The 16,153-nt window shown below is 53.8% G+C and carries 11 protein-coding genes, 2 rRNA genes and 1 pseudogene; 5 read left to right on the plus strand and 9 right to left on the minus strand.

Going from position 1 to position 16,153, the window contains the following annotated elements; all coding sequences use genetic code 11:
* Positions 1–142: 142 nt before the first annotated feature.
* The 5 genes and pseudogenes from B7L15_RS18860 to B7L15_RS18880 form a co-directional block, all read right to left on the minus strand.
* Positions 143–493: pseudogene (locus B7L15_RS18860) on the minus strand (cytochrome c oxidase subunit 3); the annotation flags it as partial.
* 1 nt (position 494) lies between these two features.
* Positions 495–1,079: a cytochrome c oxidase assembly protein gene (locus tag B7L15_RS18865; RefSeq protein WP_085920435.1), complete on the minus strand. Its 585-nt coding sequence runs from the start codon at positions 1,077–1,079 to the stop codon at positions 495–497.
* A 31-nt stretch (positions 1,080–1,110) separates the two neighbouring features.
* Positions 1,111–2,745: a cytochrome c oxidase subunit I gene (gene ctaD, locus B7L15_RS18870; protein WP_085920436.1), complete on the minus strand. Its 1,635-nt coding sequence runs from the start codon at positions 2,743–2,745 to the stop codon at positions 1,111–1,113.
* Between the two features lie 49 nt (positions 2,746–2,794).
* Positions 2,795–3,865 carry a cytochrome c oxidase subunit II gene (coxB, locus tag B7L15_RS18875; protein ID WP_233337419.1) on the minus strand — a complete coding sequence of 357 codons (1,071 nt, stop codon included), beginning with the start codon at positions 3,863–3,865 and terminating at the stop codon, positions 2,795–2,797.
* A 191-nt stretch (positions 3,866–4,056) separates the two neighbouring features.
* Positions 4,057–4,230 carry a DUF2970 domain-containing protein gene (locus B7L15_RS18880; protein ID WP_085920438.1) on the minus strand — a complete coding sequence of 58 codons (174 nt, stop codon included), beginning with the start codon at positions 4,228–4,230 and terminating at the stop codon, positions 4,057–4,059.
* A 214-nt stretch (positions 4,231–4,444) separates the two neighbouring features.
* Between B7L15_RS18880 and B7L15_RS18885 the strand changes: the two genes are divergently transcribed.
* A complete protein-coding gene (locus B7L15_RS18885; protein ID WP_320109342.1) occupies positions 4,445–4,651 on the plus strand; it encodes a hypothetical protein in 207 nt (68 codons plus the stop codon).
* Between the two features lie 76 nt (positions 4,652–4,727).
* Here B7L15_RS18885 and hrpB read toward each other — a convergent pair whose 3' ends face one another.
* Both hrpB and B7L15_RS18895 read right to left on the minus strand, forming a co-directional pair.
* Positions 4,728–7,166, minus strand: a complete 2,439-nt coding sequence (gene hrpB, locus B7L15_RS18890) for an ATP-dependent helicase HrpB (RefSeq protein ID WP_085920439.1) — start codon at positions 7,164–7,166, stop codon at positions 4,728–4,730.
* Positions 7,167–7,172: 6 nt separating this feature from the next.
* On the minus strand, positions 7,173–7,832 hold the full coding sequence (locus B7L15_RS18895) for a TetR family transcriptional regulator C-terminal domain-containing protein (protein WP_085920440.1): 660 nt from the start codon (positions 7,830–7,832) through the stop codon (positions 7,173–7,175).
* Between the two features lie 201 nt (positions 7,833–8,033).
* On the opposite strand from B7L15_RS18895, the gene xdhA reads away from it, so the two are divergent.
* From xdhA to guaD, 4 genes are read left to right on the plus strand one after another with little or no spacing between them, the layout of a single operon-like run.
* Complete coding sequence (gene xdhA / locus B7L15_RS18900) at positions 8,034–9,488, plus strand: xanthine dehydrogenase small subunit (RefSeq protein ID WP_085920441.1); 1,455 nt, start codon at positions 8,034–8,036, stop codon at positions 9,486–9,488.
* Entirely contained in the window at positions 9,472–11,895 is a 2,424-nt protein-coding gene (gene xdhB, locus B7L15_RS18905; protein ID WP_085920442.1) for a xanthine dehydrogenase molybdopterin binding subunit, read from the plus strand. Before xdhA ends, xdhB begins: the two co-directional genes overlap by 17 nt.
* Positions 11,892–12,764, plus strand: coding sequence for a xanthine dehydrogenase accessory protein XdhC (gene xdhC, locus B7L15_RS18910; protein ID WP_085920443.1), 873 nt, complete (start codon positions 11,892–11,894; stop codon positions 12,762–12,764). The genes xdhB and xdhC overlap by 4 nt, the downstream gene beginning before the upstream one ends.
* A 1-nt stretch (position 12,765) precedes the next feature.
* Complete coding sequence (guaD, locus tag B7L15_RS18915) at positions 12,766–14,082, plus strand: guanine deaminase (protein WP_085920444.1); 1,317 nt, start codon at positions 12,766–12,768, stop codon at positions 14,080–14,082.
* 265 nt (positions 14,083–14,347) lie between these two features.
* On the opposite strand, the gene rrf is transcribed toward guaD, so the two are convergent.
* Both rrf and B7L15_RS18925 read right to left on the minus strand, forming a co-directional pair.
* A 5S ribosomal RNA gene (gene rrf, locus B7L15_RS18920) occupies positions 14,348–14,463 on the minus strand.
* 148 nt (positions 14,464–14,611) lie between these two features.
* A 23S ribosomal RNA gene (locus B7L15_RS18925) occupies positions 14,612–16,153 on the minus strand; the annotation flags it as partial.

Genomic DNA, 16,153 nt, shown 5'->3' on the forward strand with positions numbered 1-16,153 from the left:
CGGGCGATAGCGCGAATCGAGTGGTGAGCCTGCATCAGCATGATGGCAGCTCGATCTTCAGCAGAAAGATGGCGATAACAGTGAGTCATGGCAATACCCTACCTGATAGGTTAGGTGTTGCACTTGGTCATTGAGACCGCCCACCTTTAGCACCTTCACCTCCCAACCAGGGTATCGCAAACATACGAACGTAAAACAGTGCACCAAAAAACGCGGCAAAAAACATCACTTCTGAAAAAATAAACCAGCCCATTCCCCAGCGGAAAGAGCGATCCATCTGGCTATCATATAGGCCCAGGTGGGACTCATTGATCACATCACGAAACCAGAATGCCATGACCGCGATAACGGAGATAACACCTATCGCAATAAGTAAGCTTGTACTGCCGTAAACAAGCTGCGAGCCCAAACCCACCATCATAAAACCGGTAGCCAAAGATCCCAGGATCGGCCAATAGCTTTTTGCAGGGACATAATAACTTCCGCCACTCATTTTAAATCTCCCCGTTTTTATTATTCACATATTGCGCCACTGCTGGGCGGTCATCACTTTCGTCGAGAGGGTATAGCGTATATACCAATGTAACGGTCGCTATATCCTCTGGCAGCGTGTTATCCAGTTGAAAAACAAGCGGGATGGTAAGATTCTCGTTGGCATCAAGCCGCTGTTCCTGAAAACAAAAGCAGCTCACCTTCCGCACATGGGCGCTAGCAACAGATGGGCTAACGCTGGGAACTGCCCGGCCCCAACTGGTCGACTGGCTACGGTTGGAGAACGTAAAGTCAACCTCCGTCATTTGACCGGGATGTACCTGGACTTGGCGGGTTTCCACACCAAGTTGCCACGGAAGCCCGGCGCTTGTCCGGGTAATGAACTGAACCGTCACATAGCGATCGCGGTCAACATCATTACCCAAGACCTGTTGCGCGGAGGTGCTCACCTTTCCATTAATACCTGTTACTTCACAAAAAACGTCGTAAAGAGGCACTAATGCAAACGCAAATGCAAACATACCAATCAAGGCGAAAATCGTCTTGGTGACTGTTTTCTTTACGCCTTCCGCTTGGTGTGAACGCATATTTCACTCCAGGTGATTGAGTATGGATGACCTATTTTTCTATTTGTCGAAATACTGGGGGTGTCTCGAATGTATGTAGGGGAGCAGGACTGGGCACCGTCCACTCTAAATCTACGGCACCTTCCCAAGCCTTAGCGGGGGCTGGTTTACCGCCTTTCACACATAAAATAATCACCAGAACGAAAAGCAATTGCGACGTACCAAAAAAGAAGGCACCTATGCTGGAGACTAGATTAAAATCGGCAAACTGAAGTGCATAATCAGGTATTCGTCTTGGCATACCGGCTAAACCAGCAAAATGCATCGGGAAGAATGTTAAGTTGACCCCAATAACGGAAAACCAGAAATGCCATTTTGCTAGCGTTTCGTTTGGATAATGCCCTGTCCACTTGGGCAACCAGTAATAAACACCCGCCATGATGGCAAAAATGGCGCCTGGCACCAGCACATAATGAAAATGGGCGACGACAAAGTAAGTGTCATGATATTGAAAATCCGCTGGCGCAATAGCAAGCATCAGGCCTGAAAAGCCACCGATGGTAAACAGCACCACAAAGGCAAGCGCAAACAGCATGGGAGACTCAAAGCTAATCGAACCGCGAAAAAGCGTCGTTACCCAATTGAAGACTTTAACGCCCGTGGGTACGGCAATCAGCATCGTCGAATACATAAAAAATAATTCAGCGACTAATGGCAGGCCCACCACAAACATATGATGCGCCCATACCAGGAAAGACAATAGAGCAATAGCCGCCGTGGCATAAACCATCGAGGCATAGCCAAATAGAGGTTTTCGAGCAAAAGTCGGGATAATTGCAGATACGATTCCGAAAGCTGGCAAGATCATGATGTAAACTTCAGGATGACCAAAAAACCAAAAAAGGTGCTGAAAAAGCACGGGGTCCCCACCGCCCCCTGCATCAAAGAAGCTGGTGCCAAAGTTAATATCCATGAGCATCATTGTAATGACGCCAGCCAGAACCGGCATGACGGCAATCAGCAAAAAAGCGGTGATTAACCAAGTCCATACAAACAGCGGCATATCCATCAACCGCATGCCCGGAGCGCGCATATTTAAAATGGTAGCGATAATATTGATCGCCCCCAAAATGGAGCTAATACCTGCAATATGCAGTGCAAGAATAAAGAAGGTCGTCGATGCTGGCGCATAGGTAGTCGATAGTGGTGCATAGAACGTCCAGCCAAAGTTAGGCCCACCACCCGGCATCAGCAACGTGGAAAGCAACAGCGTGAACGCGACAGGCAGCAACCAGAAGCTAAAGTTGTTCAAGCGCGGCAGCGCCATATCGGGCGCGCCAATCTGTAACGGTATCATCCAGTTGGCAAGCCCAGTAAAAGCCGGCATGACAGCTGCAAACACCATTATCAGGCCGTGCATGGTGGTCATCTGGTTAAAGAACTCTGGTTGGACCAACTGTAATCCGGGTTGAAATAACTCTGCACGCACAACAAGCGCAAAGATGCCTCCAACAAAAAACATGGATAAGGAAAAAATCAAATAAAGCGTGCCTATTTCTTTATGGTTGGTCGTCAAGACCCAACGACGCCATCCAGTCGGATGCGCCGGATGATCGGCAACACCACCCGCTGTCGCAACCGCATCGCTGTGCTGTAGCGTAGACTGCAAAGGTATTCTGGGTGCCATATCTGTCTCCAAATTTATTCTTTTCGCTGTAACCTGCAGTACCTATCGATCATTCTGTTTGTTCTGCAACGCGCGCGGGCTGTACCTGCTTTTGGGTATCGTTGCCCCAGGCGTTTTGCGTATAGGTAACGACCGCGGCAATCTCGACCGGATTAAGCGTATTTCGGAACGCAGGCATTGCGGCACCCGAAACGCCATTGATGACTTTGTCCAAGTGCCAGTCGAGATCATCAATCAGTTGCTGATTTCCCGCGAGCGCTGGAAATGCGGGGGGAGAACCCTGTCCATCTGGTTGGTGACATGATGCACAAATGGATTCATAGACAGCCTCTCCTCTGTCCATTAATTCTTCCATTGCCCATTCACGCCCAACCCCCTGCGCTTCTTGCTCAGCCGCTTTTTTGCGTTCTGTCAGCCAGTCATCAAAGGCCTCTTCTTCCATGGCCTGAACCACTACCGGCATGAAGCCGTGGTCAATGCCGCAAAGCTCAGCACACTGCCCACGATAAATTCCAGGCTCGTTAATCCTGACCCAGTTTTCGTTAATAAACCCAGGAATCGTATCTTGCTTGACGGCGAGATCAGGCACCCACCAGGAATGTATAACGTCATCTGACGTCATTAAAAAACGGATTTTACGGTTGATAGGCAGGACTAGTGGCTCATCAACCTCCAGGAGATAGTTCTCTCCTCGAACTTCCTCGCCACTTACCTGGCTGCGGGGCGTACTGAGGTTGGAGGTGAACGCGACATCTTCCCCCAGATATTCATAGCGCCAGCGCCATTGCTGGCCCGTTACCATAACGTCCAGTTCAGCATCTGAAGCATCGTACATATTCTTTAACGTGGCCGTCGCCGGTACGGCCATGCCGACAAGAATCAGTACAGGAATTACCGTCCAGAGAATCTCTACCTTGGTGTTCTCATGAAAGTGAGCGGCTTTGGCGCCTTGTGAATGACGATAGCGAAAAAGCGAGAAGAACATAGCGCCAAAAACCACCACACCAATGGCGACACATATCCAGAAAATGGTCATGTGTAGACCAAAGATATCGCGGCTTACATTGGTCACCCCGAGCGGCATGTTCCACGATTGAGCAAAGCAGACACTGCTACTCATCACGCCTGCACTGAACACTGATGGTCGCCACCATAAGCGCATTGAAGCCCCCTTGTTTTTTTTGTTGTGGCTGAAACCAGCAACCTGCATGGATGTAGGCAACAGACGAATGCCGATATAACGTTGTCAACTGCAGTATAGAAAACACCCGCCAATGTTCACGTGATTTGTAAAAAATAAAGCTGGTCTGCTTATCCCGCAACGACAGTAGCAAGAGCCCAAAGCGCCACGACAAACGCTAACGTAATGATAATAAATGTAATAATAAACGCAGCTGGATGTTTAGAACTGAAGTCTTCACGCCGTTGACGGTCATTTTGAACACCGATGAGTGCTGCGAGCACCGATTTGATTACCGACCACATACTCACCTCGTTGCCGCTTGCCGCGATGTGGCTATCGACGGCTTTCTGTTCTGCTGTAATACGCTATTTTAAACGATAGCTCACACGCGACATGTTACCCTGGTAGTCATTCAACGCTCTTGGAACATTGTTTATTTGCTAATTTACGATTCCGCTATCGACTTCTATAGTTGATTGATAATATTGATCTTAACGTGCCCTGCGGAGATAACTGATGCGCATGAAAATGTTGAAAATAATCACCCTGGCCATGGCATCATGCCTGCTGGTCACGTTGTTGTCCGGCTGTACCACTTACACTTGGGAAGACGGGTCCAAGGAGACAGTATTTGGCGTACCAGCTGAGGATGAGAGGCTCACGGAAGAGGAACGTCGCGCTCAAGGAGTGCGCTACCGCAAGCCTGGTGAGATCCCTGAATAAAAGCGGTCATCAATGCGCTATTAAACGCAACGTCAAACGGCCCTAAAACCCGTTATACATGATATGGGTGTTTCGTTTATCTGCGCTTATGCGTTTTTGCGGTAGCTGGTGCGGCAAGAGGATCTTCGGGCCAGGGATGCTTTGGATAGCGCCCTCGCATTTCTTTTCGTACATCAGGGTAGCCGTTCACCCAGAAGCTGTGCAGATCCTGAGTAACCTGAAGGGGTCGCCCCGCCGGTGATAGCAGATGAACCATGACGGCGACGCGACCATCGACAACCCTTGGTGTCTCCTGCCAGCCAAACGCCTCTTGAAGCTTGATCGCGAGCACCGGTGGCCTACTTTCCAGACACGGGGTGTAGTCAAGCGATATATCGCGACCGCTTGGCACGGTTAACGAAGTGGGCGCCAAGCGCTCAAGCTGAGTCTGCTGATCCCAACTCAGTGACGCCAGCAAGTATGTCTCGAAAGGCATTTTTTCCACCTGGCTCATGCGGGTCGCCCCGATCATGTAGGGAGCGAGCCAGACTTCAAGTGTTTTTATCAATGAACTGTCCGACCAATCTGGCCAGTGACGCTCAAAAGACTCGTGCAGCATCGCCATACGTCCCTGTAGCTGCTGAACACATGAATTAAAGATCATTTCAGGACGCTGCTCCAAAGCGCTCAACAGCGCCGCTGTGACGTCTTCCTCGGGCAACTTGCCGAGCGGAGAAGCGGCTAACACCAGCTCACCATGACACTGCACCCTTTCTCCAATCAGTCTGCCTTGGGCGTCCGACCAGCTGACGCGATTGACCCACTGCCGGGTGGCCGGATAAAGACTGTTAAGGGTATCTAGCGGAAGCGACTCCGCCACGTATATGGTCGCCTCGCTGGCCGCCCCTTCAACGTTGACAGCAACCAGGTAAGGCTCACTGGCAAGCGGATGGCTGTTCGGTAAGGTCGCCGTTTTACCATTGGCGAGTTTGAATCGACCTGGGCTGATGCACTGACCAATACGCTCTGGATACGCCAGCGCCACAAGTGCACCTAACAATGCGTCGTCAACCTTGCCTGGGAAATCGACGTGTGCACTCCGTGCCAGCCACTTGGCCTCACGCTGCCACTGAGGGTACCGTGCAGGTTGAGAAAAACGCAGATCCAGCGCATTGCGAAGCGAGCCGTTGATACGCTCCCTGCTTTCAAGGAGCGCGGCTAGCCCACAGGCCAACGCCGTCGCGTTGATGTCGGCTGATTTCACCAACATTGCGGCAAGCCTTGGGGCCACCGGCCAACGTGCACACTGTTCACCCACCGAGGTCAACATGCCGGTTCGATCAATGATGCCAAGCTTTTTCAGCAGTGCTTTGCCACTCTGCCAGGCGCCGCTAGGCGGGGGGGTCACCCACGTCAGATCGTCGGGAGACTGTACGCCCCAGGACGCCAGTTCAAGCACCAGTTTCGAGAGATCAGCTTGTTGTATTTCAGGTTCACCAAAGGGGACGAGCGGTTGTTCTTTAGACCATAAGCGGAAACATAGCCCTGGACATTGTCGACCCGCGCGACCGCGCCGCTGATCGGCGCTGGCGCTATTAACCCACCGGGTGGTCAGTTGCGTGAGTCCCAAACGAGGCTGGAACAGCGGAACACGCTCTAAACCAGCGTCGATCACCACATTAACGCCATCCACTGTCACGCTCGACTCCGCGATAGCCGTCGATACGATGACCCGAGGACGTGAAGCATTTTGCTGGAGGGCAGCCTGCTGCGCTTCTACTGACATGCGACCATGCAACGTGCGCACTTCGATATCAAGCCAACTCTCTGACAGCTTCTTCACCAGCCGGTTTATCTCGGCTACGCCCGGCAGAATAACCAGAATATCGCGCGTATCCGATCGCTTGAGGGCGTCACCAACTGCCTCGCAGACGCGTGTCTCCAAAGCTGTATCACGCTGCACCGGCCGATAGATCGTTTCAACCGGGTACTGGCGCCCCGTACTTTCAATCACCGGCGTCTGTTGCCCAAGCACTTTCCGTAAAGCCGCCACATCGATAGTGGCGGACATCACAATGAGGCGTAAATCGTCGCGAATGCTTTGCTGTACATCTAACGCCAGAGCCAACCCCAGGTCTGCGTCAATGCTGCGTTCATGGAACTCATCAAAGATGATGCCGCCAACTCCCTCAAGCAGCGGATCATCCTGCAGCATACGGGTCAGCACCCCTTGGGTGACGACTTCCAGGCGGGTATATCGGCTTACCTGACTATCGCCCCGCATTCGATAGCCCACCGTATGACCTATAGGCTCATCAAGCTGCTGAGCCATGAAATTTGCCGCTAGCCGAGCTGCCACTCGTCGTGGTTCCAGCAGTAATAGCGTTTTGCCTTGCGCCCAATGGCTATTCAAAAGCGTCATGGGCACTCGCGTCGTCTTGCCCGCCCCAGGCTGGGCCACCAAAATAAGTCGATTATGGTCGTTCAGGGCTTCTTGCAGGGAGGTTAAATGCGGCTCAATAGGTAGCGTGGTCATAACCAATCACCGCGGCGTTGCGGGCGATGCATCGGGACGCGGCACACCACAGCCTTTCAGGATCACCTGCTCAAGGAATTGGCAAATCGACTCCAGGTCTGCTTCATCAAGTGCCTCTTTACCTAGAATACCGGTGACCTGGGCACTATATTCAGCGTAATGCTGAGTAGCGGACCAAATGAGAAAAATCAGCAAATGCGGGTCCAGATCGTCCATCTTGCCTTGATTCGACCACTGACGAATAACGGCCGCCCGGGAAGCGACCCAATCACGGAGTTCACCGGACAGGTATTTATTCAGAAAAGGAGCACCCGCTAAAATTTCAGCGGCAAACAGCTTTGAGCCTTCGGGATAACGCTGACCAAGCACTATCTTGGTGCGAATAAATTCGCTGAGAACGCGTCCTGGGTCGCTTTCCGGTGTGATGTCCTCAAGCACTGCATTCCACCGGCTCATCATGCGATTGAGCAACCGCACATAGAGCGCCTGCTTGCTGCCCATGTAATACAGGATATTCGCTTTGGGCAGACCGGCTTTATCGGCAATCGCCTGGAGGCTTGCTCCCCGGTAGCCATACTGCGAAAACACCTGTTCAGCCGCGCGCAAAATGCAGCGTTCGATGTGATCCCTACCGACGTTATCCTGGTCTGCTGTTTCAGCCGTCATTCACTGAGTTCCTTTATCAGGTGCTGGGTAGATGAGTGGGGGCAGATAACGGCGCTTCACATTACATGCTCCAAAACCCCGCGTAATACGGTTATTTGCACCTTACCGGTGCAACACTCGAAGCCTTGCATAACCGCCGATTTTGTCTCAAGCTCAAATGATATTGACCGATCGGTCAAAACAATGAAGATGGAGTTTGGTATGGCGACGATTGAGTTTTTGCTCAATGGCATCCCCAAGCAATGCGATGTGCCACCGGACACAAGCATTTTAACGCTATTACGCGACCATTTGGGGATGACGGGCACCAAAGAAGGTTGCGCCTCCGGCGATTGTGGCGCCTGTACGGTTGCCATTCGCAACCCGAGTGATGCTCAAGCGTGCTTTCAAAGCATCAATGCCTGCATCACGCCAGCACATCAGCTTAGCAGTCGCCACTTGGTCACTATCGAAGGCTTGGCGCAAGGCAGTCAGTTGCACCCTGCGCAACAGGCCATGGTTGAATGTCACGGCAGTCAGTGCGGTTTTTGTACGCCGGGTATCGTCATGTCGCTGTTTACGCTGCATACCAATCAGGAGCACCGCCCGGCCCCTTTGACCCCTGAACGCCTTGAAGCCGTGCTAGGTGGCAATTTATGCCGCTGCACCGGCTATCGCCCTATCCGCGATGCGGCCTTGAGCATGCAATCATTTTCCTGGCAGGCCCCCCAATGGTTTGACGCCTCACCGCCAGTTGCATCAGCGCCCGATTCTGAGCGTGTAGAAGACAACGCATCGCTGTTTGCCCAGCCAACCACCCTGGTTGAACTCACCAGAGTGCGCCGTTGTTACCCCAATGCGCGCCTCGTCGCCGGTGCAACGGATTTATGGCTGGAAAACACTCAGCGCCTTGTCGAACTGGACCAACTGATTGATGTTTCCCGGGTTAACGAGCTCCGCCGGATTGAGGAAGCCACTTTTCAGGAACAATCAGGCTGGTGGGTAGGCGCTGGCGTCACCTATACCCAGCTTGAGCCGCTGTTGGACACCCACTTCCCGGCCTTTGCCCATTTGCTACACCGTCTCGGCTCCCAACAAATACGCAATACAGGCACCATCGGCGGCAATATCGCCAATGCGTCTCCCATTGGCGATACCCCCCCCGTTTTGCTGGCACTCGATGCCTGGGTAGAACTGGCAAACGCTGACGGCTCTCGGCAAATTCCTTTGAGTACTTTTTTTATCGACTATAAAAAAACCGCGCTGGCAACAGATGAAATTGTCAGCCGGGTATTTGTTCCCAAACTGGCTGATAACAGCATGCTGCGTGTCTGGAAGCTCTCCAAGCGGCGGGAGGATGATATATCAGCGGTGTTGGGCGCTTTCTGCTACCGCCTGGAGGCAGGTGTCATGCACGACGTGCGCATCGCGTTCGGCGGCATGGCCGCAACCCCTAAACGAGCCCTTGCGACCGAGAAAGCACTGGAAGGCCAGCCACTGTCGAAAGCCAGCTTCCAAGCCGCACAGCAGGCGCTTGACAACGAATTTCATCCCATGAGCGATGTGCGGGGTAGCCAGCTTTATCGCCAACAAGCCGCTCGCAACCTGCTAGAGCGCCTGTACCTGACGCTTTGCGCGCCCAATCAGGAGGTGATGCTCCATGCGTACGCTCACTAAACTCGATGTCGACAGCCACCGTGCACGCCGTGAATTGCATGACCATATTCAAGGCTCCGGCCCACTTGCTCGCCATACGGTCGATAACCAGAGTCAACGCCAGGCGGGCAGTGCAAGCTTTCACGAAAGCGCTAATAAACACGTCACGGGTAAGGCAGCTTATATTGACGATATCAAAACGCCGGCTGATGCCCTGCACGTTGCACTTGGCTTGTCGCCTGTCGCCCATGGCACATTAACCAAGCTCAACCTTGAGGGGGTCAGGCAGGCACCTGGGGTTATCGATGTTATAACGTTTGATGACGTACCGGGGCACACTGACATTGGCCCGGTATTCCCGGGTGATCCTATCTTTGTGGACCGGGAAATCAGCTATGCAGGCCAATGCCTCTTTGCCGTGGCTGCAACAACCTTACTGGCCGCGCGCCGGGCCGTGAAACTTGCCAAGCTGGATATCGACGAACAACCCGCCAGCCTTGATCCTGTCGCGGCGACCGAGCGTGAAGAGTTCGTTCGCCCCACCCACGTTCAAGAGCGTGGTGATTGGCAGGCAACCCTGGAACAAGCATCGCAGCACATCGAAGGCGAGCTTTTTATTGGCGGCCAGGAGCATTTTTACCTGGAAGGACAGGCATGCATTGTATTGCCCAGCGAAGATGAAGGCGTCATCGTCCATACCTCCAACCAGCACCCAAGCGAAACCCAAAAGCTCGTTGCCGAAGTGCTCGGCATTCCTTTTCACGCGGTAACCGTTGAAGTTCGCCGCATGGGCGGTGGCTTTGGCGGCAAAGAAACCCAGGCCTCTCCCTGGGCCTGTATGGCAGCGCTTTTTGCGCGCCGAACGGGCAAGGCCATTCGCCTACGGTTGCCACGCAGCGAGGATACCCGCGCCACGGGTAAGCGGCATCCTTTCCATAACCGCTATCAGTTGGCGATCGATCATCAGGGAGTCATCGAAGGCGGCGAGATCACCGTGATCGGCGACTGCGGCTACTCGCCCGACCTTTCAGACGCCATCGTCGATCGTGCCATGTTTCATGCCGATAACGCTTACTCGTTGGGCAATGCGCGCGTGACAGGGCATCGCGCCAAGACCCATACGGCCTCAAACACTGCTTTTCGAGGCTTTGGAGGGCCTCAAGGAATGATGATCATTGAGGCCGCCATGGATGACATCGCCCGCCGGATCGGCGAGGATCCACTGACCATCCGGAAGCGCAATTTCTATCGCCAGGGTCGCGACATTACCCACTATGGCCAGCAGGTCGATCAGATCCAATTGCTTCACACCCTGGTGGACACGCTGGAACACAGCAGTGACTATTGGTCGCGTCGTAAGGCCATTACATCGTTCAATGCGGCAAGCCCGATTATCAAAAAGGGCCTCGCTCTTACCCCAGTCAAATTTGGCATCTCATTTACTGCTCAGCACCTGAATCAGGCTGGCGCGCTGCTTCATGTGTATACCGATGGCAGTATCATGATCAACCACGGCGGCACGGAAATGGGTCAGGGCCTACATACCAAAATCTGTCAGGTAGTCGCTCGAGAACTGGGGCTGGATCTGGACAGCGTCCGCATCAGTGCAACCCGCACAGACAAGGTACCCAATACATCGCCCACCGCCGCCTCCAGCGGTGCCGACCTGAACGGCATGGCGGCGCGGGACGCCGCCAGCAAGCTGAGGGAGCGACTGTTCGATTTTGCCGCCGAGCACTATTCAGAAGGCCTGGATCGTGAAGGCATGCGCCTGGAGGACGGTATGCTGATTGCCGGCATTGGCGAAAGTGAGCGCCGCATCGCTTGGGGTGAGCTCGTCCAGACCGCCTACCTAAACCGTATTTCACTGTCGGAAAAAGGCTTTTATGCAACGCCGCTGATTTACTACAACCGCGCCGACGGCCAGGGTCGCCCTTTCTATTACTATGCCTTCGGCGCAGCAGTAGGCGAAGTCAGCGTAGATACACTGACGGGTGAATATCAGGTGGAGCGCGTGGATATACTCCACGATGTGGGCGATTCACTTAATCCTGCCATTGACATGGGCCAGGTGGAAGGCGGCTTTATACAGGGCATGGGGTGGCTTACCAGCGAAGAGCTCAAATGGAATGATAAAGGCATGCTGATCACCGACGGGCCGGCAACTTATAAGATCCCCACGTTCGGCGACCTGCCACCGATTTTCAATGTCGAACTTCTGGAAGGCCACCCCAACTCCATGGCGAGCCTTTATCGCTCCAAAGCCGTTGGCGAGCCGCCCTTCATGCTGGGGATTTGCGTGTGGTCGGCATTACGAGATGCCCTTTCAAGCCTGACGGGCTATCAGGTATCCCCCCATCTTGATACCCCGGCAACACCTGAACGGGTCATGTTGGCAGCAAATGCCATCAGGCAGAAAGCACTATGACCTTACCCACTCCAGAAAGCTGGCATGCGGCGCTGCATCGCTTACAGCGCGACGGCATCCCCCATGCACTAGCAACTCAGGTGACAAGCGCTGGCTCGACACCCCGCGAGCCTGGTGCGCGAATGGTGATTACTGAAGAGGCTATCTTCGATACGCTAGGTGGCGGTACTTTCGAGTGGCAGACGATCAGCGCCGCGCGGGATTATTTATACCATCAGCGTTATGGCCTTCACCTTGAAGCCTTCTCGCTGGGGGGCCGCAGCGGCCAGTGCTGCGGCGGCTTCGTCAACATTCTGCTGGAAGTCTTTCCAGGTTCAGAAGCCCATGTCGCTATCTTTGGTGCGGGCCATGTCGGTCGCGAAATCGTTAACTTAAGCGCACCGTTGCCTTGGCAACTGCACTGGTACGATAGCCGAAGCGATATATTTAGTGAGCAGACGTCACACCAATCACGCCTTAGCTGTCATACACTTGGCGATGTCCATCGGACGGTCGCAGAATTACCGCCGCGAACGCATGCACTCGTACTAACCCATAGCCACGATCAGGATTACGCCCTCATTACAGCCCTCATTGAACGAGATGATGTGGCATCCATCGGGCTAATTGGCAGCGACAGTAAATGGTCAAGCTTTCAGGGACGTCTCCAGCGAGAAGGCCATGACGCCGGGAAAATAGAGCGTGTGCGAAGCCCCATCGGACGCATCCACGCCACCAAACTCAATAATAAGACCCCCTATGCCATTGCGATGACGGTGGTCACCGAATTGCTGTGGCTAACCGACAAACCCACCTCACCAGAAACACGTGGCCTTGAGCCTAACGCTGTACGTGCTTTAGTTGGCGATACGAAAACGACCCAGAGTTAATATGAATTCCACTACCGATACGTTGATTCGTGCCGAATTGATTAGTTTTGCCCGCGACCCTGGCATTGGCGATACGCCCGAGCCGGGCAGTTTAGAGCATTACGGCGACGGATTGCTCTGGTTGAAAGGTCAGCATATTCATGCCGTCGGCCATTTCAATGAATTATTGCCGTCACTACCAGAAAACAGTGATGTATTGGACTATCGCGATAAGCTGATCATGCCGGGGTTTATCGATACCCATGTTCACTATGTCCAGTTGGATATAATGGCGTCTTATGGTCGGCAACTGCTGGATTGGCTCAATGACTATACCTTCCCTGAGGAATGTCGCTTTGCCAATCATGAGCACGCAGAGGCATTATCAAATGCCTTTCTGGATGAAATGCTGCGTGCAGGCACCACGACGTCGCAGGTATTTGGCTCAAGCCATCAAGGGTCCGTGGATGCTTTCTTTACTGCCTGTCAAAAACGTCGACTACGCATGCTGGCCGGCAAGGTATTGATGGATCGTAACGCGCCAGAGGCGCTTATGGACGGCACGACGGGTATTGCCGCCAGCGAGCGACTGATTGAAGACTGGCACGGCAAGCAGCGGTTGGGGTATAGCGTTACCCCACGCTTTGCGCCAACATCGACCAAAACGCAAATGGATGCGGCAGGCGCCCTTCTACGTAACGACCCGAGCCTCTGGTTACAGACTCATCTAGCGGAAAACAGCGGGGAGCTGGACTGGGTGGCAGAGCTTTTTCCCGGCAGCCGTGACTACCTGTCGGTGTATGAAGAAGCGGGGCTTGTCGGCCCTCGCAGCACCTTTGCACACGGTATTCATCTTGATAACGGTATGCGTAAGCGGTTGGCGGAACGCGGTGCAAATATTGCTTTTTGCCCTAGCTCTAACCTCTTCCTTGGCAGCGGACTATTTGACCGGGAGGCCGCTAGTGAAACCGGCATGGCATTTACCTACGCCAGCGATATCGGTGCAGGCACTGACCTTTCCGGATTTGACACACTCAAAAGCGCCTATCAAGTTGGTCAGCTACGCGGACAGCCCCTTACCGCCTGGCAGGGGTTTTATGGTTTGACCAAAGGAAATGCAAAGGCACTCTCGCTGGATAGCCATATCGGCCAATTGGCGCCCACGCTTGAGGCTGACTTTGTAGTGATCGACACCCAGGCAACGTCGCTGCTTAAGCGTCGCATCAATCACTGTAAAACGCTGGGAGAACGCTTGTTCGCTTTGATGATGCTGGCCGACGACCGAGCCATCTATGAAACCTGGGCGGGTGGTATTTGTCAGCATCACAGGGATAATTAATCACCATTTTTAAAAAGCCGCCGTCTTAACGACGGCTTTTCTTCCACGCACACAAAAACCCCCGAGCACGATGTGCTCGGGGGTTTCTGCGGTATAGGTGCCTGACGATGACCAGGGCGGCTCTCCGCTACTTTACTCGTCTCATCCTGAGACTCGCCCTTCGGGCCCGCTAAAGCGGTTCCCGTTTGTTCCCGACAAACGGGTCCATGGGGAGCCCCCTAAAAACAAAGCCCCGACCAAATGGCCGGGGCTTCGTTAAATAAGTGCCTGACGATGACCTACTCTCGCATGGGGAGACCCCACACTACCATCGGCGCGAAGCGGTTTCACTGCTGAGTTCGGCAAGGGATCAGGTGGTTCACGCTTGCTATGGTCGTCAGGCGTAACTTTAAATGCATATCATGCTGTGTTTTGTGTGCGTCTCTTACCAAGCCCTGTGTCATCACCACTTGGCTCAGTACGCGTATCCGGTTCTCTGAGTGCTTCAACACTCATCGTTATCATCACGACCAGACCCCTTGGGTGTTATAGGGTCAAGCCTCACGGGCCATTAGTACACGTTAGCTCAACGCCTTGCAGCGCGTCCACACCGTGCCTATCAACCAGCTGGTCTCGCTGGGCCCTTCAGGAGGCTCTAGGCCTCAGGGATGTCTCATCTTGAAGGGGGCTTCCCGCTTAGATGCTTTCAGCGGTTATCCCGTCCGCACATAGCTACCCGGCAATGCCACTGGCGTGACAACCGGAACACCAGAGGTGCGTCCACTCCGGTCCTCTCGTACTAGGAGCAGCCCTTCTCAAACATCCAACGCCCACGGCAGATAGGGACCGAACTGTCTCACGACGTTCTAAACCCAGCTCGCGTACCACTTTAAATGGCGAACAGCCATACCCTTGGGACTGACTTCAGCCCCAGGATGTGATGAGCCGACATCGAGGTGCCAAACACCGCCGTCGATGTGAACTCTTGGGCGGTATCAGCCTGTTATCCCCGGAGTACCTTTTATCCGTTGAGCGATGGCCCTTCCATACAGAACCACCGGATCACTAGAACCTGCTTTCGCACCTGCTCGACGTGTCTGTCTCGCAGTCAAGCACCCTTATGCTCTTGCACTCATTGCACGATGTCCGACCGTGCTGAGGGTACCTTCGTGCTCCTCCGTTACGCTTTGGGAGGAGACCGCCCCAGTCAAACTACCCACCACACACTGTCCTCGATCCGGATAACGGACCTGAGTGAGAACGCCAATGATGCCAGGCTGGTATTTCAAGGCTGGCTCCACCCGAACTGGCGTCCGGGTTTCTAAGCCTCCCAGCTATCCTACACAGGCAACATCAGCGTCCAGTGTGAAGCTATAGTAAAGGTTCACGGGGTCTTTCCGTCTAGCCGCGGGTACACCGCATCTTCACGGCGATTTCAATTTCACTGAGTCTCGGGTGGAGACAGCGTGGCCATCATTACGCCATTCGTGCAGGTCGGAACTTACCCGACAAGGAATTTCGCTACCTTAGGACCGTTATAGTTACGGCCGCCGTTTACCGGGGCTTCGATCAAGAGCTTCGCCTTACGGCTAACACCATCACTTAACCTTCCGGCACCGGGCAGGCGTCACACCCTATACGTCCGCTTACGCGTTAGCAGAGTGCTGTGTTTTTACTAAACAGTTGCAGCCACCTGGTATCTTCGACCGGTTCTCGCTGAAGCCGCGAGGGCTCTCACAATACGCCGGCGTGCCTTCTCCCGAAGTTACGGCACCATTTTGCCTAGTTCCTTCACCCGAGTTCTCTCAAGCGCCTTGGGATTCTCACCCTGACCACCTGTGTCGGTTTGGGGTACGGTCGCACATGATCTGAAGCTTAGAGGCTTTTCCTGGAAGCGTGGCATCGATGACTTCAACACCGTGGTGTCTTCGTCTCGTCTCTCGGCCTTGAGCGCCCGGATTTACCTGAGCCCTCAGCCTACCGACTTTCACCAGGACTACCAACGCCTGGCTCACCTAGCCTTCTTCGTCCCCCCATCGCAATCATGTCCGGTACGGGAATATTGACCCGTTTCCCATCGACTACGCCTTTC

This window comes from Halomonas sp. CSM-2 (genome assembly GCF_002119345.1).
Taxonomy (GTDB): domain Bacteria; phylum Pseudomonadota; class Gammaproteobacteria; order Pseudomonadales; family Halomonadaceae; genus Vreelandella; species Vreelandella janggokensis.

What these genes read in the sequence shown, in the direction of transcription:
- B7L15_RS18865 (WP_085920435.1), bottom strand. Translation starts at nt 1,079, where the DNA reads ATGCGTTCACACCAAGCGGAAGGCGTAAAGAAAACAGTCACCAAGACG.
- ctaD (WP_085920436.1), bottom strand. Translation starts at nt 2,745, where the DNA reads ATGGCACCCAGAATACCTTTGCAGTCTACGCTACAGCACAGCGATGCG.
- coxB (WP_233337419.1), bottom strand. Translation starts at nt 3,865, where the DNA reads ATGAGTAGCAGTGTCTGCTTTGCTCAATCGTGGAACATGCCGCTCGGG.
- B7L15_RS18880 (WP_085920438.1), bottom strand. Translation starts at nt 4,230, where the DNA reads ATGTGGTCGGTAATCAAATCGGTGCTCGCAGCACTCATCGGTGTTCAA.
- B7L15_RS18885 (WP_320109342.1), top strand. Translation starts at nt 4,445, where the DNA reads ATGCGCATGAAAATGTTGAAAATAATCACCCTGGCCATGGCATCATGC.
- hrpB (WP_085920439.1), bottom strand. Translation starts at nt 7,166, where the DNA reads ATGACCACGCTACCTATTGAGCCGCATTTAACCTCCCTGCAAGAAGCC.
- B7L15_RS18895 (WP_085920440.1), bottom strand. Translation starts at nt 7,832, where the DNA reads ATGACGGCTGAAACAGCAGACCAGGATAACGTCGGTAGGGATCACATC.
- xdhA (WP_085920441.1), top strand. Translation starts at nt 8,034, where the DNA reads ATGGCGACGATTGAGTTTTTGCTCAATGGCATCCCCAAGCAATGCGAT.
- xdhB (WP_085920442.1), top strand. Translation starts at nt 9,472, where the DNA reads ATGCGTACGCTCACTAAACTCGATGTCGACAGCCACCGTGCACGCCGT.
- xdhC (WP_085920443.1), top strand. Translation starts at nt 11,892, where the DNA reads ATGACCTTACCCACTCCAGAAAGCTGGCATGCGGCGCTGCATCGCTTA.
- guaD (WP_085920444.1), top strand. Translation starts at nt 12,766, where the DNA reads ATGAATTCCACTACCGATACGTTGATTCGTGCCGAATTGATTAGTTTT.